This is a genomic window from Acuticoccus kalidii (genome assembly GCF_021556395.1).
Lineage (GTDB): Bacteria > Pseudomonadota > Alphaproteobacteria > Rhizobiales > Amorphaceae > Acuticoccus > Acuticoccus kalidii.
This window is the reverse complement of the sequence record NZ_JAKGCS010000033.1, coordinates 300,866-327,849: the sequence shown is the minus strand read 5'-3', so window position 1 is coordinate 327,849 and position 26,984 is coordinate 300,866. Positions and strand designations below refer to the sequence as shown.

23 protein-coding genes are annotated in these 26,984 nt (G+C 68.6%); 12 read left to right on the top strand and 11 right to left on the bottom strand.

What is annotated here, in order from left to right:
- Positions 1–14 precede the first annotated feature (14 nt).
- The 6 genes from L1787_RS20005 to L1787_RS19980 all read left to right on the top strand — a co-directional run bounded on the left by L1787_RS20005 (position 15) and on the right by L1787_RS19980 (position 6,847).
- Positions 15–2,144 carry an ABC transporter permease gene (locus tag L1787_RS20005; RefSeq protein WP_235710874.1) on the top strand — a complete coding sequence of 710 codons (2,130 nt, stop codon included), beginning with the start codon at positions 15–17 and terminating at the stop codon, positions 2,142–2,144.
- Positions 2,141–3,199: an ABC transporter ATP-binding protein gene (locus tag L1787_RS26155; protein WP_235710873.1), complete on the top strand. Its 1,059-nt coding sequence runs from the start codon at positions 2,141–2,143 to the stop codon at positions 3,197–3,199. Before L1787_RS20005 ends, L1787_RS26155 begins: the two co-directional genes overlap by 4 nt.
- Before the next feature lie 90 nt (positions 3,200–3,289).
- Positions 3,290–4,003, top strand: a complete 714-nt coding sequence (locus L1787_RS19995; protein WP_235710872.1) for a GntR family transcriptional regulator — start codon at positions 3,290–3,292, stop codon at positions 4,001–4,003.
- A complete protein-coding gene (locus L1787_RS19990) occupies positions 4,000–4,917 on the top strand; it encodes an alpha/beta hydrolase (protein ID WP_235710871.1) in 918 nt (305 codons plus the stop codon). Before L1787_RS19995 ends, L1787_RS19990 begins: the two co-directional genes overlap by 4 nt.
- 44 nt (positions 4,918–4,961) lie before the next feature.
- The gene (locus L1787_RS19985) at positions 4,962–5,849 is read left to right on the top strand and encodes a sugar phosphate isomerase/epimerase family protein (RefSeq protein ID WP_235710870.1); all 888 of its coding nucleotides are present in this window, start codon (positions 4,962–4,964) and stop codon (positions 5,847–5,849) included.
- Positions 5,846–6,847 (top strand): Gfo/Idh/MocA family protein, encoded by a 1,002-nt coding sequence (locus L1787_RS19980; RefSeq protein ID WP_235710869.1) that lies wholly within the window; start codon positions 5,846–5,848, stop codon positions 6,845–6,847. Before L1787_RS19985 ends, L1787_RS19980 begins: the two co-directional genes overlap by 4 nt.
- Before the next feature lie 34 nt (positions 6,848–6,881).
- Here the strand turns inward: L1787_RS19980 and L1787_RS19975 are convergent, their stop codons facing one another.
- Both L1787_RS19975 and L1787_RS19970 read right to left on the bottom strand, forming a co-directional pair.
- On the bottom strand, positions 6,882–8,084 hold the full coding sequence (locus tag L1787_RS19975; protein WP_235710868.1) for an aminotransferase: 1,203 nt from the start codon (positions 8,082–8,084) through the stop codon (positions 6,882–6,884).
- A gap of 94 nt (positions 8,085–8,178) precedes the next feature.
- Entirely contained in the window at positions 8,179–8,838 is a 660-nt protein-coding gene (locus L1787_RS19970; RefSeq protein ID WP_235710867.1) for a TetR/AcrR family transcriptional regulator, read from the bottom strand.
- A 151-nt stretch (positions 8,839–8,989) separates the two neighbouring features.
- On the opposite strand from L1787_RS19970, the gene L1787_RS19965 reads away from it, so the two are divergent.
- Both L1787_RS19965 and L1787_RS19960 read left to right on the top strand, forming a co-directional pair.
- Complete coding sequence (locus tag L1787_RS19965; RefSeq protein WP_235710866.1) at positions 8,990–10,327, top strand: HlyD family secretion protein; 1,338 nt, start codon at positions 8,990–8,992, stop codon at positions 10,325–10,327.
- A gap of 2 nt (positions 10,328–10,329) precedes the next feature.
- Positions 10,330–11,910, top strand: coding sequence for a DHA2 family efflux MFS transporter permease subunit (locus L1787_RS19960; protein WP_235710865.1), 1,581 nt, complete (start codon positions 10,330–10,332; stop codon positions 11,908–11,910).
- A gap of 32 nt (positions 11,911–11,942) precedes the next feature.
- Here the strand turns inward: L1787_RS19960 and L1787_RS19955 are convergent, their stop codons facing one another.
- The 4 genes from L1787_RS19955 to L1787_RS19940 are packed head-to-tail and all read right to left on the bottom strand — an operon-like array spanning position 11,943 to position 16,332.
- A complete protein-coding gene (locus L1787_RS19955) occupies positions 11,943–12,659 on the bottom strand; it encodes a GNAT family N-acetyltransferase (RefSeq protein ID WP_235710864.1) in 717 nt (238 codons plus the stop codon).
- A 10-nt stretch (positions 12,660–12,669) separates the two neighbouring features.
- Positions 12,670–13,668, bottom strand: coding sequence for an ABC transporter substrate-binding protein (locus tag L1787_RS19950; protein WP_235710863.1), 999 nt, complete (start codon positions 13,666–13,668; stop codon positions 12,670–12,672).
- 8 nt (positions 13,669–13,676) lie between these two features.
- Positions 13,677–15,647 carry an MFS transporter gene (locus L1787_RS19945; protein WP_235710862.1) on the bottom strand — a complete coding sequence of 657 codons (1,971 nt, stop codon included), beginning with the start codon at positions 15,645–15,647 and terminating at the stop codon, positions 13,677–13,679.
- Entirely contained in the window at positions 15,634–16,332 is a 699-nt protein-coding gene (locus L1787_RS19940) for a hypothetical protein (RefSeq protein WP_235710861.1), read from the bottom strand. The genes L1787_RS19945 and L1787_RS19940 overlap by 14 nt, the downstream gene beginning before the upstream one ends.
- A gap of 178 nt (positions 16,333–16,510) precedes the next feature.
- Between L1787_RS19940 and L1787_RS19935 the strand changes: the two genes are divergently transcribed.
- From L1787_RS19935 to L1787_RS19925, 3 genes are read left to right on the top strand one after another with little or no spacing between them, the layout of a single operon-like run.
- The gene (locus tag L1787_RS19935) at positions 16,511–17,263 is read left to right on the top strand and encodes a hypothetical protein (RefSeq protein ID WP_235710860.1); all 753 of its coding nucleotides are present in this window, start codon (positions 16,511–16,513) and stop codon (positions 17,261–17,263) included.
- Complete coding sequence (locus L1787_RS19930; protein WP_235710859.1) at positions 17,250–19,118, top strand: hypothetical protein; 1,869 nt, start codon at positions 17,250–17,252, stop codon at positions 19,116–19,118. Before L1787_RS19935 ends, L1787_RS19930 begins: the two co-directional genes overlap by 14 nt.
- On the top strand, positions 19,119–21,173 hold the full coding sequence (locus L1787_RS19925; RefSeq protein WP_235710858.1) for a PP2C family protein-serine/threonine phosphatase: 2,055 nt from the start codon (positions 19,119–19,121) through the stop codon (positions 21,171–21,173).
- Here L1787_RS19925 and L1787_RS19920 read toward each other — a convergent pair.
- Positions 21,155–22,462 (bottom strand): adenylate/guanylate cyclase domain-containing protein, encoded by a 1,308-nt coding sequence (locus tag L1787_RS19920; RefSeq protein ID WP_235710857.1) that lies wholly within the window; start codon positions 22,460–22,462, stop codon positions 21,155–21,157. The genes L1787_RS19925 and L1787_RS19920 overlap by 19 nt on opposite strands.
- A gap of 239 nt (positions 22,463–22,701) precedes the next feature.
- On the bottom strand, positions 22,702–23,610 hold the full coding sequence (locus L1787_RS19915) for a LysR substrate-binding domain-containing protein (RefSeq protein WP_235710856.1): 909 nt from the start codon (positions 23,608–23,610) through the stop codon (positions 22,702–22,704).
- Between the two features lie 92 nt (positions 23,611–23,702).
- On the opposite strand from L1787_RS19915, the gene L1787_RS19910 reads away from it, so the two are divergent.
- Entirely contained in the window at positions 23,703–24,557 is an 855-nt protein-coding gene (locus L1787_RS19910) for an EamA family transporter (protein ID WP_235710855.1), read from the top strand.
- A 39-nt stretch (positions 24,558–24,596) separates the two neighbouring features.
- Here the strand turns inward: L1787_RS19910 and L1787_RS19905 are convergent, their stop codons facing one another.
- The 3 genes from L1787_RS19905 to L1787_RS19895 all read right to left on the bottom strand — a co-directional run bounded on the left by L1787_RS19905 (position 24,597) and on the right by L1787_RS19895 (position 26,824).
- Positions 24,597–25,481: a CE1 family esterase gene (locus L1787_RS19905; protein WP_235710854.1), complete on the bottom strand. Its 885-nt coding sequence runs from the start codon at positions 25,479–25,481 to the stop codon at positions 24,597–24,599.
- A gap of 40 nt (positions 25,482–25,521) precedes the next feature.
- The gene (locus tag L1787_RS19900; RefSeq protein WP_235710853.1) at positions 25,522–25,689 is read right to left on the bottom strand and encodes a hypothetical protein; all 168 of its coding nucleotides are present in this window, start codon (positions 25,687–25,689) and stop codon (positions 25,522–25,524) included.
- 88 nt (positions 25,690–25,777) lie between these two features.
- Positions 25,778–26,824, bottom strand: a complete 1,047-nt coding sequence (locus L1787_RS19895) for an FAD-dependent oxidoreductase (RefSeq protein ID WP_235710852.1) — start codon at positions 26,822–26,824, stop codon at positions 25,778–25,780.
- Positions 26,825–26,984: the final 160 nt, after the last annotated feature.

Genomic DNA, 26,984 nt, shown 5'->3' with positions numbered 1-26,984 from the left:
CTGATCCCCGTCTCATGAGGCCGTTCGTGTTCTGGCTCGTCGTCGCAGCGGCGGCGAGCGTCCTGCCCTGGTATGCCGTGGCGCCCGCGAACGCGGCGTCGAGCGGCCTCCTCCTCGCGCTCGGTGGATCGGTCGCCGTCCTGCCGGTCTACGCCGTCCTTCTCGCTCTCGCGGGGATCGGTGTTGGCGGTGGCGGCGGCGGCCGGGCGGCGCAACGCCTTGCCGCGCTCGCTTCATTTGCCGGCGCGGTCTGGATCCTCGTGTCGAGCGGCCTTCAAGGGACACCTTACGACCCCGCCCTTGCCCTCACGTTATCGAACCAACCGGCGGTCGGTTGGGGAGCGGGCCTCACCGTCGTCGCCCTCCTCGGTCTCGGGGCGACGGCGCTCGCCCGTGCCGGGATGATGGATGGCGACCGGTTCGGCGCCCATCTCCTCGTTCTCGTCTGCGCGATCCTCGCCCTTTTCGTCCTCTTTCCCCTCGCCCAAATCCTCGAAGCCGTGTCGCGGCCCGATGAGACCGGCAGCGTCCTCGCCGGGCTCGCGGGCCGGCTCGGCGGCCGCGAGATCTGGGGGCTGACCTGCCTCGTCGATGGCGGACGCTGCGGCATGGTCTGGAATTCGGTCGGGCTCGGCACGGCCGTCGGCCTATCGGCGACGCTTCTCGGGCTCGGCGCGTCGCTCTTCATCGTGCGCACCAACGCGCCGATGCGCGGGCCGCTCCGCCTCGTGACGCTCTTGCCGCTCGTGACGCCGCCCTTCGTCGTCGGCCTCGCACTGATCCTGCTGTTCGGCCGGTCTGGATCGGTGACGCTCTTCATGTACGATGTCTTCGACATCCGCCCCTCACGCTGGATCTACGGCCCGCAGGGGGTCTGGCTCGCGCAGACGCTCGGTCTCACCCCCCTCGCCTTCATGGTGATCCACGCGACCCTCGTCTCCGTCAGCCCCTCGGTGGAGGAGGCCGCGCAGACGCTTCGCGCAGGCCGCTGGTACACCTTCCGCACCGTGACGCTGCCGCTCATCCGTCCGGGTCTCGCGAACGCCTTCCTGCTCTGCTTCATCGAAAGCCTCGCCGATCTCGGCAATCCGCTGATCCTCGGCGGCGGCTTCCGCGTCCTCGCCTCGGGCATCTATTTCAAGATCGTCGGCGCGCAGGCCGATCTCGGCGAGGCGGCGGGGCTCGGCCTCATCCTCCTCGCGATCTCGCTCACCGTCTTCCTGTTGCAGACGGTCTGGCTGCGCGGTGCATCCTTCGTGACCGTCACCGGCAAGGGGGACGGCGGCAAGTTCGGCGAACTCGCGCCCTCGCTGAAGCTTCTCGTCGGCGGGGTGACGTTGATCTGGGGCGTCCTCATCGTCACCGTCTACGGCACGGTGATCGCCGGCAGCTTCGCGCAGATCTGGGGCCGCGACTATTCCTTCACGCTGACGCACTATCTCGACGCGTTCGACGTGATCTCCGGCCCGCATGGCCTCGTCTGGTCGGGCGGCGCGTGGAATTTCTTCTTCACGACGATGTGGATCGCCGCCGTCGCCGCCCCGCTGACGGCCGCGCTCGGGCTCCTCACCGCCTACCTCATCGCGCGGCGGCGCTTCGTCGGGCGCGGCGTCTTCGAGTTCGCCGCGATGATGAGCTTTGCGATGCCCGGCACCGTGATCGGCCTTGCCTATGTGCTTTCTTTCAACGCACCGCCGATCGAAATCACCGGGACCGCGGTGATCCTCATCGTCGCCTTCATCTCGCGCAACATGCCGATCGGCGTGCGTGTGGGGCTCGCGCAATTCTCGCAGATCGATCCGAGTCTCGACGAAGCCTCGACCACCCTCGGCGCGCGACCCGGCATGACATTGCGGCGCGTCCTCTACCCCCTCATGAAGCCCGCGGTGGCGACGGCGGTGATCTACGCCTTCGTCTCCTCGGTCACGACGCTGAGCCAGGTCATCTTCCTCGTTTCGCCGCGATACGATTGGGCGACGACCTATATCATCGGCCTCGTCGAGAACACGAATTACGGCCGGGCCATCGCCTATAGCGTCGTCCTCATCGTTCTCCTGATCGTCATCGTGGCGCTTCTTCAGCTCATCCTGACGCGGACCGAGTTTCGCCGCGTCAACACCAAGTCGACGGGAGAGACACAGTGAGCGACCCCGCCCTCGTCTTCGACAGCGTCGGGAAGTCCTTCGGCTCCTACGAGGCCGTCAAAGGGATTTCTTTCGCGCTGGAGCGGCACGAGCTCGTCAGCCTTCTCGGCCCGTCGGGCTGCGGAAAGACCACGACCCTGCGCCTCGTCGCGGGGCTTGAAATGCCGACCCGTGGGCGGATCCTCCTCGACGGGGCGGACGTCAGCACGCTGTCGGCGAGCCAGCGCGATATCGCGATGGTCTTCCAATCCTACGCGCTGTTTCCGCACATGAACGTTGTCGACAATGTCGCCTATGGGCTGATCGCCCAGCGCACCGGCAAGAGGGAGGCGCACGAGCGGGCCCGCGCCCAGCTCGAGCTCGTCGGCCTCGCGGGCTACGAAAAGCGTCTGCCGAGCGAAATCTCGGGTGGCCAGCAGCAGCGCGTCGCCGTCGCCCGCGCGCTGGTCCTCGAACCGGCCGTCCTCCTCTTCGACGAGCCGCTCTCGAACCTCGACGCCAAATTGCGCCGCCAGGTCCGCGAGGACATTCGGGACCTCCAACAGCGCCTCGGCCTCACCGTCCTCTACGTCACGCACGACCAATCCGAGGCGATGGCGATCTCCGACCGGGTGATCATCATGAAGGCCGGGCGGATCGAGCAATCCGGCCCGCCGAGCAGCCTTTATAACGAACCGGCGAGCGCCTTCGTCGCCGACTTCATGGGCGATGCCAACGTCATCGAAGCGACCACCATCGCGGGCCCGGACGGACAGAGCCGCGTCGTCCTCGACGGGCTCCCACTCGGCACCGAGCTTCCCGCCGGGATGACGGTCGACGTGATGCTGCGGCCGGAGCATCTGCGCATCACGGATGCGGCCAGGGAGGCGATCGGCGGCACCATCCGCAGGGCGTCCTATCTCGGGGCGCAGTGTGAATATCGCGTCGAGACCTCGCTTGGCCCCCTCCTCCTCATCGAGCAGGGCGCGCAGCGATTGCGGAGCGAAGGCGAGTCCATTGCGATCACCATCGACCCGCATCACGCCCGCATCATCGAACGTGAGCGTGACGGATGACACCCGCCCCGCACGCCGCACGCCGTTTGCCTTCCGGGCAAACGGCGGGCATGGTATAAAATATCGATAACGATAACTCATACGAGTCTTATGGCGATCGAAAGCTTTCAGTCCGCTCCTCCCGCAATTGGCGGGGCCATCCGTTCGGCATCGCGGCGGAGCCATGCCGTCTATATCGCGCTCCAGCGGGAGATCATGCTGGGCGAGCTCTCGCCCAAGCAGGTGGTTCTCGAGCTCGACCTCGCGAGCCGGTTCGCCTGTAGCCAAGGCACGGTGCGCGAGGCCCTTCTCCAGCTTCAGGAGGAAGGGCTCGTGAACCGCATCCCGCACCGGGGCACGGCGGTCGCCGACTGCAATGCCGACGATGCGCGCGAACTCCTCCATATCCGCCATGATATCGAGACGCGCGGCGTCCTGCGCACGATGGCGCGCGACCCGCAGGCCGTCGTCCCCGCGCTTCAGGTGGAGCTCGAGGCGATGCGCAAAGCCGCCGATGCGGGCGACGAGTTCGCCCTGTCGGCGCATGACCGCCTCTTCCACCTCATCCTCTTTGCCGCCGCCGACCTTCCGGCGGTTCAACCGATCCTGAGCCGCTGCCTCCTTCACAATCACCGCTTCAAGATCCTGAACAGCGCCCCCAATCGCGCCCTTCGCGAGACGGCCGATCGGCACGTCGCGATCATCGATGCGATCGTCGCGGGCGATGCCAAGGCCGTCGGCAAGACGCTCTCCCACCACATCGCCACGATCGTTGATTTCGGCCCGTCGATCATCGGCGGCACCGCACCCGGAGCGGACGCATGAGCGAGATCGAGCCGACCAGCGCCATGATGGCGATCCTCCTCCGCCTCGCCGAGGAGGACGGCGACCTTCCCGACCCGACGACCCTTCCGTCCGCCGAAGGCCGTGCGCTCGCCGCGCGCACGAATGTCCGCTGGAACCGCAATCTGCCGGACATGGCCTCGGTGCGGCGCCTCGCGCTCGCGGGCCTCGACGCGGCCGAGTTCACGCCGCCGAATGACGAGGAACGCGGCGCGATCCTCTACATCCACGGTGGCGGCTGGGCCTTCTGCTCGAAGGAGACGCACGAGCGCTGTACGCGGGCCCTCGCGGTCGCCGCCGCGGCGCCGGTCGTCTCGATCGACTACCGCCTCGCGCCCGAAGCGCCCTTCCCGGCCGGCCTCGAGGACTGCGTCGCCGGCTGGGACGCCTTCGCGGCGGCCTACGAGGGGCGTGCGCTCGCCATCGCCGGCGACAGCGCCGGGGCGAACCTTGCCCTCGCGGTGATGCTGAATAAGCCGCGCGCGATGCCGGCGACGGGCCTTCTCTTCTACGGCGTCTATGGCGCGGACTTCGCTTCGCCCTCCTACACCACCTATCGCGACGGGCCGGGCCTCACGCGCGCCAAGATGCAGCGCTTTTTCGACTGGTACGTGCCTCTCGCCGCGCGGGCGAACCCGCTGGTCTGCCCCCTCGAGGCGAGCGATGCCGCGCTCGCCGCCCTTCCGCCCCTCCTCGTCAATGCCGCCGGGATCGACCCCTTGCGCAGCGACACCGAACGCCTCGCCGAGCGCCTGGCCGGGCTCGGCCGCGCAGACACCGTCCTCACCTATGAGGGCGTCGTCCACGGCTTCATGCAGATGAGCGAGCTTCTGCCCGAAGCCCGCGAGGCCATCGCCGACGCCGGCCGCGTCTTCCGCGCGACCATCACGACCTGACGATCCCTCTCGACCCAAGCCCTACGCTCTCAGGACACCTTTCAATGCAGAATCCGATCGGGATCATCTCGATGCAATTCGTCCGGCCTTTCGGGCCGGAGCACCTGTCGCTCTTCCCGAAGATCCGCGCGCTCGGCTTCGACTTCATCGAACTTCTCGTGCCGGAGCCGGAGGACGGGCTCGACCTCGCCGCGACCCGCGCCGCGCTCGCCGACAACGATCTCGGGATCGTGCTTGCGGCGCGCGTCAACATGCACCGTTCGATCGCCAGCGCGGACGCCACCGCGCGGCAGGGCGGGATCGACTATTTGCGCCGCACCATCGACGTCGCGACCGAACTCGGCGCCAAGATCGTCGGCGGTCCGCTCTTCGGCGAACCGCTGGTCTTCGCCGCGCGCGCTCCGGTCGCCCATGACGAGGCGACAATAAAAAGGCGTGCCGAGCGGACCGTCGAGGGCCTTGCCGTCGTCGCACCCGAGGCGCGCGCGGCGGGCGTCGTCTTCGCGCTCGAGCCGCTCAACCGCTTCGAGACCGACATCGTGTCGACCACCCGTCAGGCGATCGAGGTCGTCGACATGGTGGGCGACAAGGGGCTCGGCATCGTCCTCGACACGTTTCACATGAACATGGAAGAGCGTTCGATCCCCGACGCGATCCGCGCCGCCGGCGACCGCCTCGTCCACTTCCAGGCGAACGAGAACCATCGCGGCTTTCCCGGCACCGGCCATCTCGATTGGCCGGTCATCATGCGCGCCCTCGCCGATATCGACTATCGCGGTCCCGTCTCGCTCGAACCCTTCCGCCGGGAGGATGAACGCGTCGGCCTGCCGATCGCCCATTGGCGCGCGCCGCACGAGGACGAGACGGAGAAGCTGCGCGCGGGCCTCGGCCTCATCCGCTCCGCGCTCGCGATGGCGGAGGTGAACCAGTGACACTCAAGATCGGCTGGATCGGCTGCGGCCGCCACGCGACCCAGATGCTTCTGCCGCAGATCACCCGCTGCGGGGTCCGCCTCGAAGCCATCTGCGATGTGAACGCCGACGCGGCGAGCGCCGTCGCCACCCAATATGGCGTCCACCATGTCCACACCCGGTTCGAGGATCTGATCGCCCATGCGGGGCTCGATGCGATCGGCATGGCCGTCGGGCCCGATCTCCACCGGGTGGCCAGCATCGCCGCCTTGAAGCGCGGCCTGCCGGTGTTCATGGAAAAGCCGCCGGCGGCGACGAGCGCCGGCGCGCGCGAGATCGAGGCGGCCGCCAAGGCAGTCGGGAAGCCGGTCCTCGTCGGCTTCATGAAGCGCTATTCGACCGGCAACAAGATCGCCCACAACATCATTCGCGGCGGCGAATTCGGCGACGTTCTCGGCATCACCGGAACGTATATGACGGCGCCCACCTACTTCGAGAAGGAGGTCGATTATTCCGGCTTCTTCCTCCATCACTGCGTCCATTATATGGACCTCGTTCCCTGGCTCGTCGGGGCGCCGATCGTCGAGATGGGGCTGCGCAAGGCGGAGCCGACCCCCGGCAAGCTCCTCCTCCATGTCAACATCGCCTGCGCCAATGGTGCGATCGGAACGATCGTGATGGGCACCGTCCAATCGCGCGGCACGCCGATGGAGTTCGTCACCGTGATGGGCGACCATCGACGCGTCGAGATCGACAATATCATCGGCGTCACCTACCACCGCGACCCGCCCTTCAAGGCGGACGATCCGGCCGCGACCCTCTCGGATGCCCGTGACAGCCTGACCTGGCGCCCCAACTTCACCGCCGCCGTGAACGAGGATCACAAAGGCTATCACGCGATGATGGTCGACGTGGTGGCCGGCCTGTCCGGTGAGCCGAGCCCCGCCCCCACCATCGCAGACGGGATCGTGGCGATGGACAATCTGGAGCGGATGACGGCGTTGGTCGCGGCGGATTGAACCGTTTCAACCGCCCGGCCTCACCCTGATCCGGTCAGCGCGCCGGCAGCATCGCGGCGACCGCGTTGAGACGTTCGGCGATGAAGGACAGGCTGGCCTCGTCGACATTGGCGAAGGCGATCCGCAGATAATCGTCCTGATCCGGGCCGAAGAACGAGCCCGGCAGGTAAAGGAGGCCGAGACGGCTCGCGAGCGTCTCGGCGACCGCCGCCCCATTCGCCGCGAAGGGGTGGCGGACATAGGCGAAATAGGCGCCGATCGAGGCGATCTCCCATCCGGGACTTTTGGCGATCTCGGCGGCGAACAGCGTGGCGCGGCGGTTGAAATCCGCCCGCATCGCGCGGCGCGGGGTCGATAACGCGGCGAGCGTCTCGGCGAGCGCGATCTGGGCCACCCGCGGCGCGCAGATCTGGAGGCTGTCCATCACCTTCACCGCTTCGGCGGTGAAATCGGGCCCCGCCACGATCGCCCCGGTCCGATGCCCCGGAATGGCACAGGATTTCGAGAAGCTGTAGAGATGCACGATCCGCCCCCGCCAATCGGCATCGTCGAAGGCTGCGTGCGGCGGCCCGTCATGCCCTTCCGGCAGGAAGTCGCGATAGGTCTCGTCGAGGACGAGGCGCACCCCCGCCTCCCGCGCCAGCGCGCCGAAGGCGGCGATCGTCGCAGGGTCGTAGACGGCGCCCGTCGGATTGTTCGGCGTGATGAGCACGATCGCCCGCGTCCGCGCCGTGATCAGCCGCCGCGCCGTCGCGATGTCGGGCACGAACCCATCCTCCGCCCGGCACATCAGCGGCACGGCCCGGATGCCGAGCATGTCGCAATCCATCTTGTAATTGAAATACCAGGGGGCCGGCAGGATGATCTCGTCGCCCGCTGCCGCGAGCGCCAGGAGGGTGACGAAGAAGGCCTGATTGCACCCCGCGGTGATCATGACGTCGCCGTCATCGACATCGCCGCCATACGCGGCGCGGATGTCCGCCGCGAGCGCTTTGCGGAGTGCGGGATCGCCGACGATCGGCCCGTAACGCGCCGCCTCGGGCGAGGCGGCGGCGCGCCCCATCGCGTCGAGCAGCACCGGCTCCGGCGCGCGGCCCGGCACCGCCTGCGAAAGATTGATCGCCGGCCCCGCCGACCCGTCATAGCGCCCGAGCCAGGCGACCGCGGCCGGGATCGGCGCCCCTTCCGTCGCGATCAGGAGCGGATTGAGCGGCAGCGTCAGAGGGGCAGTCGGCATCGCAGTGTCCCGGACAAGGGAACGCGTGGGTGCGATCCCCCGCCAGGGGTAAAGCGCGCCCGGCCTGTTGACAACGCCGGCGGGGCGGCCCGGCTCAGTCGGCGGCCGCCCGCTCGGCCGGCTGGCGCGTCCGGTAGGCGGCCATGAAGATGCGCACCGCACTCGCCACGGTTTTGGTGATCTCCGCCTCGCTCGGCTGGTCGGCCCGCATGAAGAGCAGCTCCTTCACCCAATGGCCCTGGCACAGATTGAGGAAATGGATGGCGGCGAGCGACACGTCGTCCTCAATCGTCAGCTTGCCGCGCTCGACCTGGGTGGTGAGATAGGCCGCGAGCCGTTTCGTCCCGTAGGCCGGGCCCATCTCGTAGAAGGTCCGCCCGACATCGGGCACCTTCTCCGCCGCGCCCATCACCATGCGGATGAGGGCGATATGGTCCGGCTTCGTCATCAGCCCGACGAAACGGCGGCCGAGTTGAAGGAGCACCTCCTCCGGCTCGCGGTCGTCTTCCTCGATCTTGAAGACCTGCTCGGCGGCCTCGGCGCGGTCGAGCATCACGAGCGCCTGGAACAGCTCTTCCTTGTTGCGGAAATAGACATAGAGCGTCCCCTTCGAGACGCCGGCCGCCTGGGCGATCTTGTCCATGCTCGCGGCATCGAAGCCCGCCGCGCGGAACACCCGGCGCGCACCGTCGAGGATGATCTTGCGCTTGCCGGTCTCGGCCGCGGTGGCGGTGCTCTCGTCGGGGTTGCCCATCTCGAATCTCTCAATGCCGATGCACGCCATTTAGCCGGAAGTGAACGAAGCCGGTAAAGAGTGACCATTGACCGAACCGTTCAGTCAACCTACCTTGCCGATATTGTATGACCGAACGGTTCGGTCAACCCAATAACCAAACGGCCCCGCGATGCAGCTCCACAGCGAACCCGAGACCTTCGAGGATCTCCGGACGGAAACGGCGCTCGACCGGACGGCGCGACAGAATACCTCTGCCGACGCTCCGCCCCCGAGCGGACGCAACGAGACTGCGCCCCGCCCGGAACCCGCTTCGCTCGAAAGCCGTCCCACAGTCGCAGCCCCGTCCGACGAGGCCCCCCCGGCCGCGCCGCCGACGGCCGAGCCGGCCCCGCCGAAGCCGCGGCGCAAGCGCCTCGTCCTCTTCGCCATCATCGCGATCGCCCTCGCCGCCGGGGCCTATGAAGGCCACCATTGGTGGACCGTCGGCCGCTTCGAGGTCAGCACGGACGATGCCTATCTCGGCGCCGACATGTCGATCCTCGCCGCCAAGGTCTCGGGCTACGTCACCGAGGTGCCGGTGGAGGACAATCAGCATGTGACGAAAGGCGAGGTGATCGCCCGCATCGACGATGGCGATTATCGCCTCGCGGTGCAGTCCGCGCAGGACCGGATCGACGTTCAGTCCTCCACGATCGAGCGCATCGGCGTCCAGATCGACGCCGCCCAGGCCGGGATCGACGAGGCGACGGCCAATATCGACAGCGCGCAGGCCTCGCTCGAATTCGCGAACGCCGAGCTCGACCGCAAATCGAAGCTCGCCAAATCCGATTTCGCGAGCAAGCAGGCCGTCGAGAACGCACGCGCCGAGCGGGACAAGGCCCGCGCCTCGGTCGCGGCGGCAAAGGCCGCCCATGCTTCGGCCGTCGCCGCCGTCTCCGTCCTTGAAGCCGAACGCGCCGAGGCACAGGCGACCCTGAACAGCCTCCAAACGGCACTGCAGCAGGCCGAGCGGGATCTTTCCTTCACGATCGTCCGCGCTCCAGTGGACGGCGTCGTCGGAAACCGGGCGGTGGAGGTCGGCGAACTCGTTCAGTCCGGCACCCGGCTCGCCGCGATCGTGCCGCTCTCCTCGGTCTATATCGACGCGAACTTCAAAGAGACGCAGCTCGAGACGATGCACCCCGGTCAGCGCGCCTCGGTCACCATCGACGCCTACCCGGACCGCATTTTCGAGGGCGAGGTCGCGAGCATCGCACCCGCCTCAGGCGCCCTCTTCAGCCTGCTGCCGCCGCAGAACGCGACCGGCAACTTCACCAAGATCGTGCAGCGCCTTCCGGTGCGGATCGAATTGTCCGAAGACGCCGTGGCGGAGGGGATCCTGCGGCCCGGCATGTCGGCGGTCGTGACCGTCGATCGGCGCACCGATGCGCCGCAATCGGCCGCGCTCGCGCCGGGGTCCGCGCACGCCGCCGAGGCGCCCGCACAGACGGGTCGCCGGACACACTGAAGATGGCCGGCGCCGCCCTCACCGCTCCCGCCGCCCCCACCGTCGCCCCCAACGTGGAGCGGCGGCGCATGTTCGCGTTCATCGCGATGGTGTTCGGCATGTTCATGGCGATCCTCGATATCCAGATCGTCTCCGCCTCGCTCTCCGAGATCCAGGCCGGCCTCTCCGCCTCCGCCGACGAAATTTCGTGGGTCCAGACCTCCTATCTGATCGCCGAAGTGATCATGATCCCGCTGTCGGGCTTCCTGTCGCGCGCGCTGTCGACGCGGTGGCTGTTCGTGATGTGCTGCGCCGGTTTCACCTTCATGAGCTTCATGTGCGCGACGGCGTCCTCGATCGAGCAGATGATCGTCTTCCGTGCGCTCCAAGGCTTCATTGGCGGCGGCATGATCCCGACGGTGTTCGCCTCGGCCTATTCCGTGTTCCCGCGCGAGAAGCAGCCGATCGTGGCGCCGATGATCGGCCTCGTCGCGACGCTCGCGCCGACGATCGGCCCCACCGTCGGCGGCTATCTCACCGAGCTGTTCTCCTGGCACTGGCTGTTTCTCATCAACATCGTGCCGGGGATCCTCGTGACGATCGCCGTCGTCACGCTCGTCGATTTCGACGAGCCGAACCTGTCCCTGCTCGACCGGTTCGACTGGGCCGGCCTCCTCTTCATGGCCGGTTTTCTCGGCAGCCTTGAATATGTCCTCGAGGAGGGTGCGCGAAAGAACTGGTTCGAGGAAACGGAGATCACTGTCTTCGCGCTCATCGCGGGGGTGTCGGCGGTCGGCTTCTTCTGGCGCGCCTTCACCGCGCGCGAGCCGGTGGTCGATCTGCGCGCCTTCTCCGACCGCAATTTCGCGACCGGCTCATCCTTCAGCTTCGTCATGGGCATCGGCCTTTACGGCCTCACTTATCTCTACCCGATCTATCTCGCCCGCGTGCGCGACTACTCGGCGTTGATGATCGGTGAGACGATGTTCGTCAGCGGGCTCGCGATGTTCGTGACCGCCCCGATCGCCGGGCGCCTCGCCGCCAAGATCGATCCGCGCATCATGATTGCGATCGGCTTTCTGGGCTTTGCCGCCGGTACGTGGATGGCCTCGGGCATCACCGCCGACTGGGATTTTTGGGAGCTGTTCTGGCCGCAGGTGCTGCGCGGCGTGTCCTTGATGCTGTGCATGGTGCCGATCACCAACCTGTCGCTCGGCACGATGCCGCCGCACGCCCTCAAGAACGCCTCCGGCCTCTTCAACGTGATGCGCAATCTCGGCGGCGCCGTCGGCCTCGCGATCATCAACACGCTGATCACGAGCCGGACGGACCTTCACGCCGCCCGCCTCGCCGAGAGCGTCACCTGGGGCAAGGGCGAGGCCGACCAAACGCTCGCCACGCTGACCGCGGGCTTTTCGAGCCTCGGCTCAGACGCCGAGACCGCCGCGCTCGCCCAGATCGGGAATATCGTGCAGCAGCAGGCGACGGTGATGGCGTTCGCCGATGTCTTCACCGCGCTGACGGCGCTCTTCGTGCTTCTCGTCTGCGCGACGCCTCTGATGCGGCGCCCGACATCGCCGGGCGGTGGCGGCGGCGGTCACTGACGCGTCGGCCGGCGCCCCCGGCCGCCGTCGCCTCAGGCCGTGACCGATGCGGCCTCGCTGTCGGCGGACTGGGGCGCGAGCCCCTTGGCAAAGCGCAGGATCGGCTCGCCCGCCTCGTCGCGCCGAGCCTCGAAGGCGAAGCCTCCGGCGCGAAAGCGCGCCTCGGCAGCGTCCACATCGTCCGCCCGCGCCCACTCCCCGGCCTCGGGCACGGCCGGGCACGGCGCAACTGGGCGATGATGCACATAACGCCAGCCATAGGGCTTCATCACCCGCCCGACGATCCGAAATCCGCCTTTGGTCAGATTGCGCATCGACGGCACGTTGCGCGGCGCGGCCTTGGCGATCACGTCGCTTGCGCCTTGCGTCTGCGCATGGGAAATCCGCGTCTCGATCACCGCCCGCTGGACGCCACGCCCCCAATAGGCGGGACACACGGCGGAGCCGTCGAGGACGCGCATCATCGCGCCGGGCGCCACCAGCCCGTCGAGCCCCGCCCGGTCGTGTTCACTGTCGAGCTCGGGGCGCAGGACGCCGTAGGCGACGAGCTCGCCCTCGTCGAGAAAGCCGATAATCTCCCCCCCGACCGCGAACATCTCCTCAAAGAAGCTCGGCGCATCGGCCCGCACCGCGGCCGGATCGGGCACCGCCGCGAGCGCGCGCGTATAGACCGCATAGATCCGCGGAATGTCCGCCGGGGACAGATCGACGGCGACGCACGCGAGCGGGTCTGTTGATCGGTGGCTCATGCGGATCCCGTCATTCGGTCAAGATATTGGCGTAGTTCAGCATCGCGAGCGGCGGATACATTTCGAGCTGCCGGGCAAGCGGCATGTTGATGATGAGCGCGAAGCGCTTCAGCGTCTCGATCGGAATGTCGGCCGGCGCAACGCCGAGGGTCAGGATCTGCTCGGCCTTGTAGCCGGTGAGCTGACCCAGCGAATAATACCGGCTGATCAGGCTGATCAGCGCATCCCGGTGCAACAGCTCCGTCGCGGAGAAGCCGGGCAGATCGAGCGAGGTCGCGACGGGAGCGACCTTGTCGATGTTCGTCGAGAGGAAGGTGTCCGGCAGATAATAGAGCCATTCCGACCCCGCCTCGGACAGTTCCTTCACGAGCTCGGCCGCGTGTTCCGTCGTCGGCTTTCCGTCCGCGCCGAGCGGAAAGGTGCGCTCCTCGAGCGCGAACCCGAGCGCGCCCGTCAATTCGCGCAGCTCCGCGACGATCGCGACGGAGTTCTGTTCCGTCGAGGTGTAGAGGACGCCGAGCCGTTTGAAAGGCCGATAGGCTTCCATCGCCCGCAATTGCGGCTCGGGCGGGACGACGTGCGAGGTGCCCGTGATGTTGCGCCCCGAGGACGCGCGCGAGGGAACGACGCCCGAGCTTTCCGGCGCCGAGACCATCGTGAAGACGCCGGGAATATCGCTCACGAAACGGTCGGGATCGGCTTCGTCGTACCGGCCGAAGGCCGCGAGGGTGACGGGCGTTCCCCAGGTATAGACGAGGTCCGGCTTGATCTCGCGGATTTCCGAGACGAAGCCCGCAACACGCGAGGGATCGAGGTCGGCGCTGCGCTCGATGATGTTCACCGGGATGCCGCGCTGTTCGAGATAGTCGCGAAAGCCGCGCTCGACGTCGGTCGGGCCGCGATAGGTGATCTGGTAGATCGTGTAGGGCGTCGGGTCCTGCGCCCGCGCGATGGCGGGCATGGCGAGGAGGCCGGCGCCGAGCTTCAAGGTCGAGCGTCGTGTGATCATGTTGGACCTCATTCACCGGCCGCCGGAACCGGCCGCGCGCCGGTCGAAAGGGACGCGAGAGCGAAAAGCAGCGCGCCGACGATGAGGAGCGCGCCCATCGCGAGCATGGCGACGTCGCCCGAATAGGCGCCCCACACCGTCGCGACGGCCGCCGGGCCGACGGCCGTGCCCGTCCGCTCGATCAACCGGAACACGCCATAGAGCCCCCCTTCCGACAGGTCCGGGAGATAGCGCCTGCCGAGTTCCCCCACCAGTGCCGATTGAGGGGTCGTCGAGATGCCTTGCGCGATGCCGACCTGAAGAACGAGGAGCGCCGCGCCCCACGGCGCCGGCCACAGGAAGAGGTGGAGCACCGACAGGCCGGACAGGACACCGCCGATCACCACATAGGGCACGCGCCGGCTCCCCTCGTCCGAAAGGCGTGAGATCGCCGGGACGACCACCAGCATCGCGAGCCCGTAGAGCATGAGGACGCGGCCGATCACCGCCGGCTCGAACGTCGTCGCGAGCGTCAGCGGCAGATAGTACATGCACACCCCGATGAGGATCATCTTGGAGGTGAAGGCGCATCCGACGAGGAGCAAAAACAGCGCCGGCTGCCGCAGCACCACGACGATATCGCCGAGCCGCACCCCGCGCGCCCTCGCCTGTTCGAGCGCCGGATCGCGCGGCAAAGCGACGAGCGCGCAGACATAGGCGATCAACGCCATCACCGCAGACATCATGAAGGCGGCATTGACGCCGAGCCGGTCGGCGACGATCCCCCCGATCGGCGGGCCGCACAGCATCGCCGCCATGATCGCGGAGACGAAAAGGCCGATCCCACGCGCCCGGTTCGCAGCGCCCGTCCGATCGACGATGAAGCCCTGCGCCGCGACGAAGACGGTCGCGAAGCCGAAAGCGGTCACGGTTCGGTAGAGGACGAGCTCCAGCATCGAGCCCGCCATCGCCGTGCCGATATAGCCGAGCACGGCGACGAGCGCCCCCGCCCGGAGAGAGCGCGCCCGGCCGAACCGTTCGGTCCACCCGTTGAGCGTCGGCTGCATGAAGGCGACGATCGCCATGAAGAGGATGATCGGCAAAGCGATCACGAACTCGATCGAGAGCCCCGCGATCGGTTGGGCGAGCGATTTGATGTAGCTCGGCAGGAACGGCCGCGTCAGCTCTTCGGCGAAGAAGAAGAGGAAGACCGGGGCGCGCACCGCGATGAGGCTGACCGGCGGAAGATGGCGCGTGCCGGTGAATTCATAGCGCGCATCGAGCGCGTCGAGGCGGGCGAGCGCCTCCCGGTCGTCTGCCTTTTCCGCCGCCTCGCGCAGGCGCGCATGGTCGGTGCGAAGGCGCGCCAGCTCCTCGTCGACCGCGACGACCTCGTCGGCGATCATACCGCGACCCGACAGCGGCAGATGCGGGCGCAGATCGCCGCGCGCCAGCGAATCGAGCCGCTGCGCGAGACCGCGCAGGAGCACCGCCGACGGGATCGAGAAGGCGAAGGCGACGAGCTCCAGCGCCACGAGAACGGCGACCATCAGGAGAACGGCGACGTCGAGCCAGAGCTCGCGCAGGATGGTCCGCGCCACGGCGTCGGGCATCGCGACCATGACGGAACCGACGGTCGCCCCGCCCACCTCGATCGGCGCCGCGACCGTGCGGATCCGCTCCGCGGTCGCCGCCTCCCCGGCCGTCGCGACGACGCGTTCGTCCTGATCGAGAATCGAGATCACGACGAATTCGGGGTTCTCGCTCAGCGTGGCGGACAGAACCTCCTCGGCCCGCACCAGATGGTCGAGATCGACCCCGTAACCGGCCGCATCAGCGACAAGGCCGGCGAGCGAGCGGGCGACGGTGTCGGCCTTCTGGTCGAGCGCCGGCAGGAGGAGCTGCTGCGCGCCCCGGATCGTCTGCCACGAGATCGCGGCGAGCCCCGCGATCAGGATCGCGGTGACACAGGCGACGATGGCCCCATCAAAGCGACGCATGAGCACTCGTCCTTTCGGCGCCGGTCGCGGCGAGGCGGGCGGCGATCGCGCGGTGGGCCTCGTCCACTTCGTCGACGACGGCAAGCATTTCCGCCGGGACGGCGCGTCCGGCCGACGTCTCGCCCCGCTCGGTCAGGCGGCGATAGAGGATCCGCACCGCGAGGAGGACGACGAGCGCCACCGCGAGCGCCGCGATGGCGAGCGCGAGGCCGACCGCAACGCCGATCGTTCCCTCGAGGCGGGTCAGTGCCGCATCGATCGCGCTCCGACGAGCGCGCACCACGACGGTGCCCTCGGCCGTCTCGAAGGCGGAGATGATCGGCACGGTGCGCCGCTCGGCGATCGCCCTGTCGGGCGCATCGTCGATGCCGCGCCGGCTCTCGTCACTCGAAAAGAGGATCCGCCCCGTACTCGACACCACGTCGACCGAAGCAAGGTCGGGATCGGCCTCGCTCTCGCGCACCAGAGCGCGCTCCAAGGCGTCCTGCCCGGCGAGTGGAAGGCCCATCGAAAGGGCCATCTGCGCGTCGCTCGCGATCCGCCGCGCGACCGTCTCCATGCGATGGCCGACCATCTCGAGATAAGTGTTGCGCACGCTCGCATAATTCAGATAGCCGCCGAGCAACAACGATGCCGCTATCAAGGGCAGCAGCACGAGGAGCAACGTCAATCCCAGCCTGCGCATGGCGTTTCCTTTGGCGGCGTCGCGTCGGTCCTCGCCGCGCTGGCGCTCACCGGAAGAATCGTGTCGAGTTTTATGCATCGACCACGCGACAAATCTCACCCGATCCCTTACCACAACGTGGCGAAGTTGTGGCGTATTCGGCACAGACCTCGACCAAATCCCCTGCTAGGGACACCCGATGGGACGCATAGGCGGCCTCGCTCTCGTGCTGTTTGCGACACTCGCGGCGCTCACCGCGTTCGTGGTCGTCGCCGCGCGCACGGTGGAACAGGGTGATCGCGCGCTCGGCGGCGCCGAACTCGACTTCGTGCTCGGCGAAACGGAGCAGACGATCGAGCGCAATTTGCAGCTCGGCCTGCCGCTCGCCGAACTCCAACAGGTCGAGCCGCTCCTGGAGCGCGCCCTTGCCCATGCCCAAAGCGTCATCGCCGCCGACGTCTTCTCCCAGAACGGCACGACGCTGTTCTCGACCGATCGCGGCGCCGTCGGCGAGCCGGTGCCCGAGGCCTGGCGCGAGGCGATCGCCAACCGCCGGACGCATCAAAGCTGGCAGGCCGAAGAGCCGCAAACGATGACGATCGGCCGCCCGCTCGCCAACGACTTCAACCATGTCGAAGGATGGGTCGCGCTGATCGTCGACCGCGCCTCGCTTGCCGCCCCGCTCTCGCTGCTCGGCCCGTTGCTGGCACAAAACGGCGTGATCATCGCGCTCGCCGGCCTCGCCGCCCTCATTCTCGGGGCAGTGCTGATCCCGCGCCGCGACGCCGCGATCCTCGCCGCCCATGCGGCGATCCTCGCCAAAGAGCCCCCGCGCGACGCGCGCGAGCCGATCGGCGCATCCGCCGGGGTCGCGATCGCGCGTGTTCGCGAAGCCGAGGCGGTGCTCGACACCGCCGCCGGCGAATTGCAGCGTCTCGATGAAGAAGTCTGACCGCCCCCATCTCAGCGGCGCGGCCGGCTCGACACGCGCGGCGGTCGCGACCGCCCTCCTCATCATGGCCGTGGTGCTCGCCACGGCGCTCTTCGTGCTGCTGCCGCGCATCGAACGGTCCTTCGAGGCGCTCGACACACGCTCCGATCACGTCGCGACGTCGATCGCGGAGTCGGTCGCGGCGGACGTTCACCGCGCGATCGGCCTCGGCATCCCCCTCGACGCGATGCGCGGCGTCGAGCCCTATCTCGACAATATCCTGAGCGCCAATCCGAGCGTCGCCGAGATCCGCGTTCTCGATCCGACCGAGCGGACCCTCTATGCCGCCGGCGAGCCCGGCCTCGTCTATGGCGCGCACCGTGAGGTCCGCGCCGCAATCAGCGGCGAAAGCCTGGACGGCACGATCGTCGTCGTTCCCTCCCGTCAAATGCTGCAGCGGGTGCACGATCATATCGTCGAAGCGGCGATCGCGATCGCCATCGCGGCCGGGATCGCCGCCGGTGTCTTCTACCGGATCGTGGCGCTCGAACGGCGCGACCTGCCGCAGGCGCGGTTCGTCGTCGGTGGACGGGCGGTGAGCCATGGCGTGTTCGCCGATTTCAGCGCGCCGCGGCCGGGTCCGTTTCAGCCCCTCGGCCAGGCGGCCGCGCGCCTCACCGTCGGATTGAGACGGGGGCAGAGACGCCTTCAATCGGTCGTCGACGAGGTGCGCGCGCTCGACGTCACCCACACCCTTCACGAGCGGATCGGCGCGGCCCTCGCCCCGCTCTCGGCCTACCGGTTCGACCGCCCCTTCAAGGTGCGCCGTCTCGAAGTGGGGTTCGTCTGGTGGCCGCTCCTCCTCCTCACGATGGCGATGGCGACGCGGCCCCTCGCCACGAACTTCGCCGAGGACCGGGTGGGCGACGATCCGATCCTCCCCCTCGTCATCGCCGCGACGATGGCCGCGTCCGGGCTCGGCGGCCTATTCGGCCTTCTCGCCGCCCGTCTTCTCGGCGGGCGTCTGTCCAAACTCGTGACCCTCGTCGCGACCCTCGCCGCCGCGATCGCGATCGGCAGCACCTTCATCCTGCGCGATGTCACGATCTTCATCGCGACCAACGCCGTCGCCGGCTTCGGCGTGTGGTTCGCGGCCTTCACCGTGCTTCTCGCCGAGGGGGCGGGCGCGCGACGGCCATGGCGCGCCGCGCTCGTCTTTCTCGCAGCGGCGGCGATCGGGCCGGCGTTCGGCGGGTTGATCGCGGAATCAGTCGGCCGCCGCTTCGCCTTCCTCACGATCGGCGTCCTCCTCGCCATCGTCGCCCTCGCCTCGACCGCCGGCGCGCCGCGCCGGGTGCGGCGCGTGCGCACCCTTTTCACGCTCGGCCCAAGCGAGACCTTCGCCCTCGCCGCCGCCGCGATGACGATCTTCACCTGGAGCGATCTTTACGTCTCGGCCGCCGCCTTCACCGAGAATTACGCGACGATGGCGATGCATTTCGCGATCCTCGGCGCGGCAAGCTTCGTCCCGGTCGCGACCGGCGCGCGGCCGCCCGCCCTCTTCGGCGCGGCGCTCGCGGCGGCCGCCCTCGCCGCCGCCTTCCTGATCGACCTGCCGGCGATCGTCGCGACGGTCTCGATCGGTCTCGGCTTCGGCTTCACCATCCACGCCCTCGGCGCGCGCGGCTTCGGCGGCACCGCGGCGGCGATCATCCTCGCCGCCCTCGTCCTCACCGCGCTGTGCGAGGGCTTCGGTTATCCGCTGGCCTTCGCCGGCATCATGATCGCCATCCCGGTGGCGGGGCTCCTCGTCCTCCTCTCCCTCCTCACCGCGCTCGCGTCGGGACGGGCTCGGCGCACGCGGGGGCACCGCTAGATGCTTCTGCGCACCCGCATCACCTTCCTGTTGTCGATCGCGCTGATCCTCGTGATCGCGAGCCTCGTCGGGCTCGGCTATATCCGTTCCCAGCTCGAACAGGACCGCCTCGCCGACATCGCGATCGACAGTCAGCGCTCGCTCTGGAGCAGCCTCGTGCGCGCCCGGGCGGACAGTCTCAACACCGACGCGGCGGAGCTCTCCGCCCGCCTGTCCGTCGCCGCACCCGACCTTGCCGCCTCGTCCGTCGTGCGCGTTCTCCAGAATTCGCCCGATCTCGTGCCGAACGACGTGACGGTCCAGGTTCTCGGCCTCGATGGCGAGTTGATCGCCTCGAATGCGCCCCTCTTCCGATCGCGTTCGCTCCTCGGGACGACGGCGATCGAGCTGTTGACCACCGGCGTCGCCTCCCTCCAGGGCCTGCGCCAGGAGCGGCCCGACCGTTATGTCGTCCTCGCCGCCCGCGGGATCACCGTGAGCGGCACGCCGCGCGCCGTCGTCTCCGTCGCGATCGACGCGCAGACCGTGATCGACAGCCTCAGCGAGTTGATCGGCGGGCCGGCCTATCTCGTCTCGCTGCGAGGACGGGTCATCGCCGGCAGCGATTTCGATCTGTGGGAGGCGGCAGGCCCCGAGCTTCCCCGCCGCAGCGCCGGGGCGGAGTTCCTCGCCGCCGACGGGCGGTCTTATTTCGCCGCCGGCTCGCCGGTGGAGGATGTCACCGGCGGGATCGCCGGCACGCTCGTCACCCTGCGCGACGCGACCGACAGCCTCGCCGCGAGCCGCAGGGTCGAGCAGCGCGGCTTCATCATCATCGCCGCCTTCAGCATCGTGATGGTGGCGGGGCTCTACATCTTCCTGCGCCAGGCGTTCGACCCGTTGGAAGCGGCGATTTCGACCCTCGGGGCCCTCTCCCAGGGCGATCTCACCCAAAATCCCGAGCCGGGCGGGGCCGGCGAGATCCGCCGCATCGGCGAGTCGCTCGTCATCTTCCGGCGCAATGCGCTGAAGCTCGTGGAGCAGGAACAGGGCATCGCCCGCCAGCGGCGGCGGCAGGAGCGCGTCATCCGCCGGCAGCTCGAACGCCTCGCCGGCACGCTCGACCCGGAAGGCCACGCGGAGGTGCTCGCCGACCTCAAGGCGGTGATGGCCGAGCCCGGCGCCGAGGGCGCGACCCAGCACCGCCCGAACGAAGACCTCGCGATCCTCGCCGAGGTGCTTCAGCGCATGTCCCAGCGCATCACCGACCAGCACCACCGCCTCACCGAGCTGATCAAGGAGCTGCAAGGCGCGATCATCACCCGCGCCCGCCTCGCCGCGCTCGAACAGGAGCTCGACATCGCGCGCGAGCTGCAGCTCTCCTTCCTGCCGCGCCCGCTTCCCGCTCACCCCGCCTTCGCGATCGACGGGGTGATGGAAACGGCGAAGGAGGTCGGCGGCGACTTCTTCGATTATTTCATGATCGATGAAAACCGCCTCGGCCTCGTCGTGGCGGACGTGTCCGGCAAAGGCATTCCAGCGGCGCTCTTCATGGCGATCAGCCGGACGCTCATCAAAGCGACCGCGCTGAAATCGGCCTCACCGGCGGCGACGATCACCGAGGTGAACACCTTCCTCGCGGCCGACAACGAACAGATGATGTTCGTGACCGTCTTCCACGGCGTCCTCGATCTCGCGACCGGCCGCCTCACCTACGTGAATGCCGGCCACAACCCGCCTTATCTCGCGGGCGCCGAGGGTGCGGTGCGGCCGCTGCCGCGGACCGGCGATCCGGCCCTGGCCATCATGGAGGATTTCCCCTTCAGCGAGACCCACGTCACGATGACGCCCGGCGACCTCCTCTTCCTCTTCACCGACGGGGCGACGGAAGCCTTCAACGTCGCGGGCGAGGCCTTCGGCGAGGCGCGGATCGAGGCGGAGGTCGCCCGTTCGCGGGGCGAGACGGTCGATATCGTCGCCGAGCGGGTGCGCGATGCGGTGCTCGAATTCGAGCGGGGCGCCGATCGGGCGGACGATCTGACCTGTGTCGCGCTGCGCTATTTCAAAGGCGGATGATTGATCAGCGACCGCTGCGCCCGCCGCCACACGCCGTCCCATGAATCGGGCGGCGGGTCGGCCTCATAGGCCTCGACCCGCTCCAGCATGAGCTTTGAGGGCGTATCGTCCGGCTCGATCTCGAGACAGGCGTTGAAGGCCTTGCGCGCGGCGCTCCAATCGCGCGAGCGCATCAGCTTCAACCCGCTCAGATAGATTTCGCCGAGGCGGACGATCTCGGGATCCACATCGCCGTTCACGCCGAGAAGGGCGAAGATGGTCACCGGTCGCTGCGAGCCGCGCACCGTCATGCGGTCGATCTCGCGGAAGACGAATTCCGCCCCCGCGCGTATCGCCGTCTCCTCCGCCACCAGGATGTGCTGCCCGTAGGACTTCGCCGCCTCCTGAAGCCGGGCCGCAAGGTTCACCGCGTTGCCGATGACGGTGAAGTTGCGGCTCGATGGCGGACCGATATCGCCGGCGAGCACGTCCCCCGTCGCGACGCCGACGACGGCGTCGAGCGTGTCCCCGCCGGCGACGCCCTCGCGCACGAGCGCCTGGCGGAGCCCCGGCAACGCGCCGATCTGGCCGAGGGCGGCGGCGCACGCGTCGCGCGCCTGCGTCTCGGTATCGGTAAACGGCGCGCCCCAGCAGGCCATTGCCGAGTCGCCGATATATTTGTCGGTGATGCCACCTTCGGCGCCGATCGGCTCCGTCATCGCGGCGAGGAAACGGTTGAGGAGGTCGACGAGCGCGTCGGTCTCGAGCCGCTCGGACCAGCCGGTGAAATCGCGCATGTCGACGAACGAGATCGTCATGTCACCGCGGCGGTTCCGCGTCGCTTCGGTGTTCGACAGGATCCGGTCGACGATGCGGGGGTCCACATATTCGCCGAACAAGCGTTTGATCTTGCGCCGCTTGCGCTCCTCCGTCGTGTCGGAGAACACCACCACGACGCCGAAGCGCTGCGCCTCACCGTCGTCCCCGTCGAAGGTGAGAAAGGACGAGGCGACGAGGAGGTCGACCCGTTTGCCGTCGACCTGCAAGGCGATTTCGACCGAATGCATGGTCGTCGCCTCGTAGACCGCCTTGAAGACGACCTCGTTGAAGTCGTCGAAACTCTCTTCGGCGAGAAACTCTTCGGCGAAGGAGTGGCCGAGGACGGCCTGCGAATCCTTGCCGAGAATGCGGCCCGCGGCGGCATTGAAGGTGATGATGTTGCCGCTGAGGTCGATCGTCACGACGCCGTCGCGCATCGATTCCAAAATACGCTCGGAGATCCGGGCATCACGATGCTCGTAGTCGCTCATGCGGTCTCCCCGGCCGATTCGGATGCGCTGAGCGGGACCGCGACGGGCGCTGCCCCGATTGCGCCATCCTTCCGTCTGACACCCCCCACCCATCGTGGCAAGCGCGGAAATTCGCCTCGATGCGACGGCTCAGAAACAATCTTGCGGGCCGGCTCCGCACATTGCCATGCCGTTTGTCCGGGACCCGCCTTTGGGTCGGCAGTTGAGAAAATCGCGCGCGAACCGCCCCAACGAGGCGCTCATCGCGTCTCCGGACCGGACCCTTGCGTGAGCGCGGCGGCCGTCGCCTCGGCCTCCTCGGCGAGCCATCGGCAGAAGGCATCGGCCTTGTGGTGGCGGCCGCCGCACCGGATCGCCCGGTAGGTCTTCCCGCTCGGCACGAAACCGAACGGGGCGACGAGGCGGCCCGCGGCGAGATCGTCGAGCACCAGGAGATGCGGGGCGATCGCGACGCCGAGACCCCCGGTCGCCCCCTCCAGCATGAAATAGAAATGATCGAACACCGTGCCGGCCGGGGCCTCCCGCGCGTCCTCCCGGCCGGATGCGGCAAGCCAATCGGCCCAGGCCGGCCGCCGCGTCTCGGTGTGAAGGCGCGGAAGTTGAAGGATCGGCCGCGCGTCGCGCTCCATCAGCCGCGGCGACAGGACGGGGCCCACCGTCTCCACGAACAGCGTCGTCGCCACCATGCCCTCGGGCGGTTGGTCGGCGCTCACCCGGATCGCGACCTCGGACCGCTCGCGCGCCGGATCGACCGGGGCGTCGGACTGGGTGAGCCGCACCTCGATCGCGGGATGGGCGCGGCGGAAGCGATCGAGGCGCGGAATGAGCCAGCGAAGCGCCAAAGTGCCGAGACAGGAGACGTCGAGCGTCCCCTCCGCCTCGTCGCGGACGAGGCGGACCCCGGTCTCGATCCGGTCGAATCCCTCGGCGAGATGGGTGAGGAGGAGCCGCCCCGCATCGGTGAGGACGAGCCGGTTGCGCGGCCCCTCGAACAGCCGCAGCCCGAGCGAGGTCTCGAGCCCGCGAACCTGGCGGCTCACCGCGCCGTGCGTCACGCCGAGCGCATCGGCAGCCTCCGTCATCCGGCCGAGCCGAGCCGTCGCCTCGAAGGCGCGCAGAGCGTTCAGCGAGGGAAGAGCACGGCGCATTTCGTCTCCGACGAGAGTTCGTGAGTTTTCCTCACGATAGATCTCCGAAATAGTCGTTTTACCGCAATTGATCCATCCGCCATGTGAGCGGAATGGACACAGCACCGCTCGACACCCTCACCTACCTCGCGGTTCTCGCCGCAGCCTTGATGCACGCCGGATGGAATGCCGTCGTGAAAGTCGGCGACCGCTTTTCCGCGATTTTGATGCTCTCGCTCGCGCAAGGCGCGATCGCCTTCGCCCTTCTCGCGGTCTTCCCGTTTCCGGCGCGCGAGGCGTGGGGCTGGCTCGTCCTCTCCGCCGCGCTCCATGTCGGCTATCGGCTCTTCCTGATCCGCGCCTATGCCCACGGCGACCTCGCCGAGGTCTACCCGCTCGCACGCGGGACGGCGCCTTTGATCGTCGCCCTCGTCGGGGCGCTCTTTCTCGGCGAGCGGCTCGCTCCGCTCGGCCTCCTCGCCGTAGCGGCGATCGGGCTCGGGGTGATCGCAATGTCGCTGCGCGGCGGAAAGGATCATGGCCCGCCCCACCCGGCCGCGATCGCCTTCGCGCTCGGAACCGCCGTCTTCACCGCGAGCTATACGCTGACCGATGCCGTCGGCGCCCGCCTCGCGGCGACCGCGTCCGGCTACACGATGGCGCTCTTTGCGCTCGACAGCGTGATGATGACGGGCTTCGCCGCGGCGACGCGCGGGCGGGCGGCGTTCACCCGGCTCGCGCCTATCTGGCGAACCGGCCTCCTCGCCGGCGCGCTCTCACTCGGCTCCTACTGGGTGGCGATCTGGGCCTTCACCCGCGCGCCCGTCGCCCTCGTCGCGGCACTGCGGGAGACGAGCGTCCTGTTCGCCCTCCTGATCGGCGTCCTCTTTCTGGGCGAGCATGTCGGGCGCTGGCGCATCCTCGCCGCGATCCTCATCCTCAGTGGCATGATGCTGATGCGGGCGTGAGCCCCGCCGGCGACGGAGCAGCCCTCATGGAGCGTTAGGCTAGCCGTCCTGGCCGTCCACCGCCGCAAATTGCGCCTCGACCCAATCGGCCGCCATGTCCGACCAGCCGGCGTCCGGCGGGGTGTGACCGCCCGGCCAGAGGGCGAGCTCCAGAAAACCGGCATCGCACGAGGTCCAGCGCCGGCGCCAATAGCGGCCCTCGGTCTCGAAACTGTCCGCACGCAGCAAGGCGCACCCGTTGACCGCGCGCCACCGCGCGAGGCCGGCGAAGATATCGCCCTGGTAGATTTCGCCGCCGCGAAGGGGGCGGCCCTCCAACGGCACGGTCTGATCGCGCCAGCCATGGGTGTGGAGCAGGCGCACCGGGCCGTCGCAGGTCTCGGGCAAGAGGCGCCAGAAGCCGCCGGCGTAGGGCGTATAGAGCGCCGCGAGATCGGCGTCGCGGCAGGCGAGATACCAGACCAGCGAGCCGCCGATCGAATAGCCGGAGAGCACCACCCGGTCCCGGTCGAGCCCGTGCCGGGCGACCGCATCGTCGAGGATCTCGCGCGTGAAGGCGAGCTCGTCGCGAAGGGCGGGACTTTCGGGACGGAAGGACCAGCCGGGGCCGAACCGGCTGTCCGGTCGTGCAAGCCCGTTCGGCGCGATCACCATGAAGCCGCGCGCGACGAGCGCCGCGGCGAAGTCGGCCTCGAAGATCGTCCGCCCGGATCCGCCCGCGCCATGAAAATAGACGAAGGCCGGAAGCGGGCCCGCAAGGCCGGCCGGCCGCATGACGTGATAGGTCCCGAGCGGCGTCTCGCACGGATTCTCCGCGCCGCCGCACGTCTCGGCGGCGGCAGCGGCTGCGGGCCCGGCGAGGACGCCGAGCACGAACGCGAGGACGATAAAGCCGAGCCCAGCGAACCCCGCTCCGACCTTCATGATGAGACGCGCCCGATCCGCTCGCACAAGGACGGCCGCGTCAGTGACGGCCCGTATGGGTCGGCGGCGGCAACGGATCGCTCGCCGGAAAGCTCTCGTCGAGCGCTTCGTCGAGCCCCTCGTCGGTCAGAGGCGGGTCTTGCGTCACCTCCTCCGGCTTCGGCTGCGGCTGCGGCTCGCGCGGTGTGGAGCGAGGATCACCAGTCATGCTCGTTCTCCAATTGGATCCCACAAACTATGTGGGGCCTCCTGCTGAGGCTTCCATTGAACATTCGCCCGCGCAATCGGAAAGGCGTTCAGACGAGAAGACGGGTCACGAATCCGGCACTGCGCAACAGCGTGTCCCGCGCGATGCGCGCCCCCTTAGAGGTCGACGACAGCAGCCGGTAAGCGCGATCCGTGCGCGCCACGACGCGGCGCGCCGCGCCCGGCCGTTCGGCCATGTAGGGAGCGAGATCGCCCGCATCGACGGCATCGGCGAAGGCGTACGCGTCGGCAATGCCGAGGTTCATGCCCTGCCCGCCGACCGGAGAGTGGCTGTGCGCCGCATCCCCGGCGATCGCGATGCGCCCCTTGCCCATCGCGGAGGCGACGCGGAGCTGAACGGTGAAGGGGTTCGACCAGTGCACCTCCTCGATCCGCATCATGCTCTCGACCACGGCGAGGACGTCGGGATGATTGCCGATCGCGCGGAAACGGCCATTACCGAGGGTGATGAGAAAATTGATCGTCCCCTCGTCGGAGATCACCGCGCACGCCTGCTCGGCGAACGGCCAGTCGCAGGTGATGTCGGCTAGGCTCCAGGTCGTCGGCAACTGGCGGCCCTCGAAGCGCAGGCCGAGCGCCTCGCGCGTCACGCTGTGCGTGCCCTCGGCGCCCAACGCGAGGTCGGCCTCGATCACCGTCTCGGCGCCGGTGTCGTCCGCCCGGATGGTGGCGGTGACGCCCGCCTGGGTCTGGCTGACCGTGACGAGCGAATGGCCCCACATGACGCGGCCGCCGATCCGCTCGAACGCCGTCTCCATCAAGCGCTCGGTCTCGCTCTGAGGCAGCGCCACCATCGTCGGCCAACGCCGGTCCTGCCCCGGCACCTTGAGGCGCGCGAGGAGCGCATCCTCTTTCATGATGCGCACGGTGCGGACCGTCTCGCCGGTTTCGAGGATCGCCTGGGCGACGCCGGAGGGGGCGAGAAGGCCGAGGGAATTGTGGTTGACGGCGACGGCGCGCGATTCGCTCGTCACGCCCATCGCGCGGTCGGCGATCGTGACGCGATGGCCCCGCGCGGTGAGCGCGATGGCGGCGCTGAGGCCGACGGGGCCGGCGCCTGCGATAAAGACGTGCATATGAACCACCCGCGAATTCCCGGCCGACCGGCGATCCGCCGGCCGGCCTCGCAACGCATGTGGGAGCGCGCTCCCCGCACGCCAGCCCGGTGCGGCGATCTGCGGGCAGCGCGGGTATCGACGGCCGACGTCGCCGAACTGTCAACAAACGGTCATCGCC

Coding starts and splice junctions, on each gene's coding strand:
- L1787_RS20005 (WP_235710874.1), top strand. CDS start 15: ATGAGGCCGTTCGTGTTCTGGCTCGTCGTCGCAGCGGCGGCGAGCGTC.
- L1787_RS19950 (WP_235710863.1), bottom strand. CDS start 13,668: ATGATCACACGACGCTCGACCTTGAAGCTCGGCGCCGGCCTCCTCGCC.
- L1787_RS19900 (WP_235710853.1), bottom strand. CDS start 25,689: ATGACTGGTGATCCTCGCTCCACACCGCGCGAGCCGCAGCCGCAGCCG.
- L1787_RS19960 (WP_235710865.1), top strand. CDS start 10,330: ATGGCCGGCGCCGCCCTCACCGCTCCCGCCGCCCCCACCGTCGCCCCC.
- L1787_RS19930 (WP_235710859.1), top strand. CDS start 17,250: ATGAAGAAGTCTGACCGCCCCCATCTCAGCGGCGCGGCCGGCTCGACA.
- L1787_RS19925 (WP_235710858.1), top strand. CDS start 19,119: ATGCTTCTGCGCACCCGCATCACCTTCCTGTTGTCGATCGCGCTGATC.
- L1787_RS19935 (WP_235710860.1), top strand. CDS start 16,511: ATGGGACGCATAGGCGGCCTCGCTCTCGTGCTGTTTGCGACACTCGCG.
- L1787_RS19910 (WP_235710855.1), top strand. CDS start 23,703: ATGGACACAGCACCGCTCGACACCCTCACCTACCTCGCGGTTCTCGCC.
- L1787_RS19985 (WP_235710870.1), top strand. CDS start 4,962: ATGCAGAATCCGATCGGGATCATCTCGATGCAATTCGTCCGGCCTTTC.
- L1787_RS19940 (WP_235710861.1), bottom strand. CDS start 16,332: ATGCGCAGGCTGGGATTGACGTTGCTCCTCGTGCTGCTGCCCTTGATA.
- L1787_RS19920 (WP_235710857.1), bottom strand. CDS start 22,462: ATGAGCGACTACGAGCATCGTGATGCCCGGATCTCCGAGCGTATTTTG.
- L1787_RS19965 (WP_235710866.1), top strand. CDS start 8,990: ATGCAGCTCCACAGCGAACCCGAGACCTTCGAGGATCTCCGGACGGAA.
- L1787_RS19990 (WP_235710871.1), top strand. CDS start 4,000: ATGAGCGAGATCGAGCCGACCAGCGCCATGATGGCGATCCTCCTCCGC.
- L1787_RS19955 (WP_235710864.1), bottom strand. CDS start 12,659: ATGAGCCACCGATCAACAGACCCGCTCGCGTGCGTCGCCGTCGATCTG.
- L1787_RS19945 (WP_235710862.1), bottom strand. CDS start 15,647: ATGCGTCGCTTTGATGGGGCCATCGTCGCCTGTGTCACCGCGATCCTG.
- L1787_RS19905 (WP_235710854.1), bottom strand. CDS start 25,481: ATGAAGGTCGGAGCGGGGTTCGCTGGGCTCGGCTTTATCGTCCTCGCG.
- L1787_RS19895 (WP_235710852.1), bottom strand. CDS start 26,824: ATGCACGTCTTTATCGCAGGCGCCGGCCCCGTCGGCCTCAGCGCCGCC.
- L1787_RS19970 (WP_235710867.1), bottom strand. CDS start 8,838: ATGGGCAACCCCGACGAGAGCACCGCCACCGCGGCCGAGACCGGCAAG.
- L1787_RS19975 (WP_235710868.1), bottom strand. CDS start 8,084: ATGCCGACTGCCCCTCTGACGCTGCCGCTCAATCCGCTCCTGATCGCG.
- L1787_RS19995 (WP_235710872.1), top strand. CDS start 3,290: ATGGCGATCGAAAGCTTTCAGTCCGCTCCTCCCGCAATTGGCGGGGCC.
- L1787_RS19915 (WP_235710856.1), bottom strand. CDS start 23,610: ATGCGCCGTGCTCTTCCCTCGCTGAACGCTCTGCGCGCCTTCGAGGCG.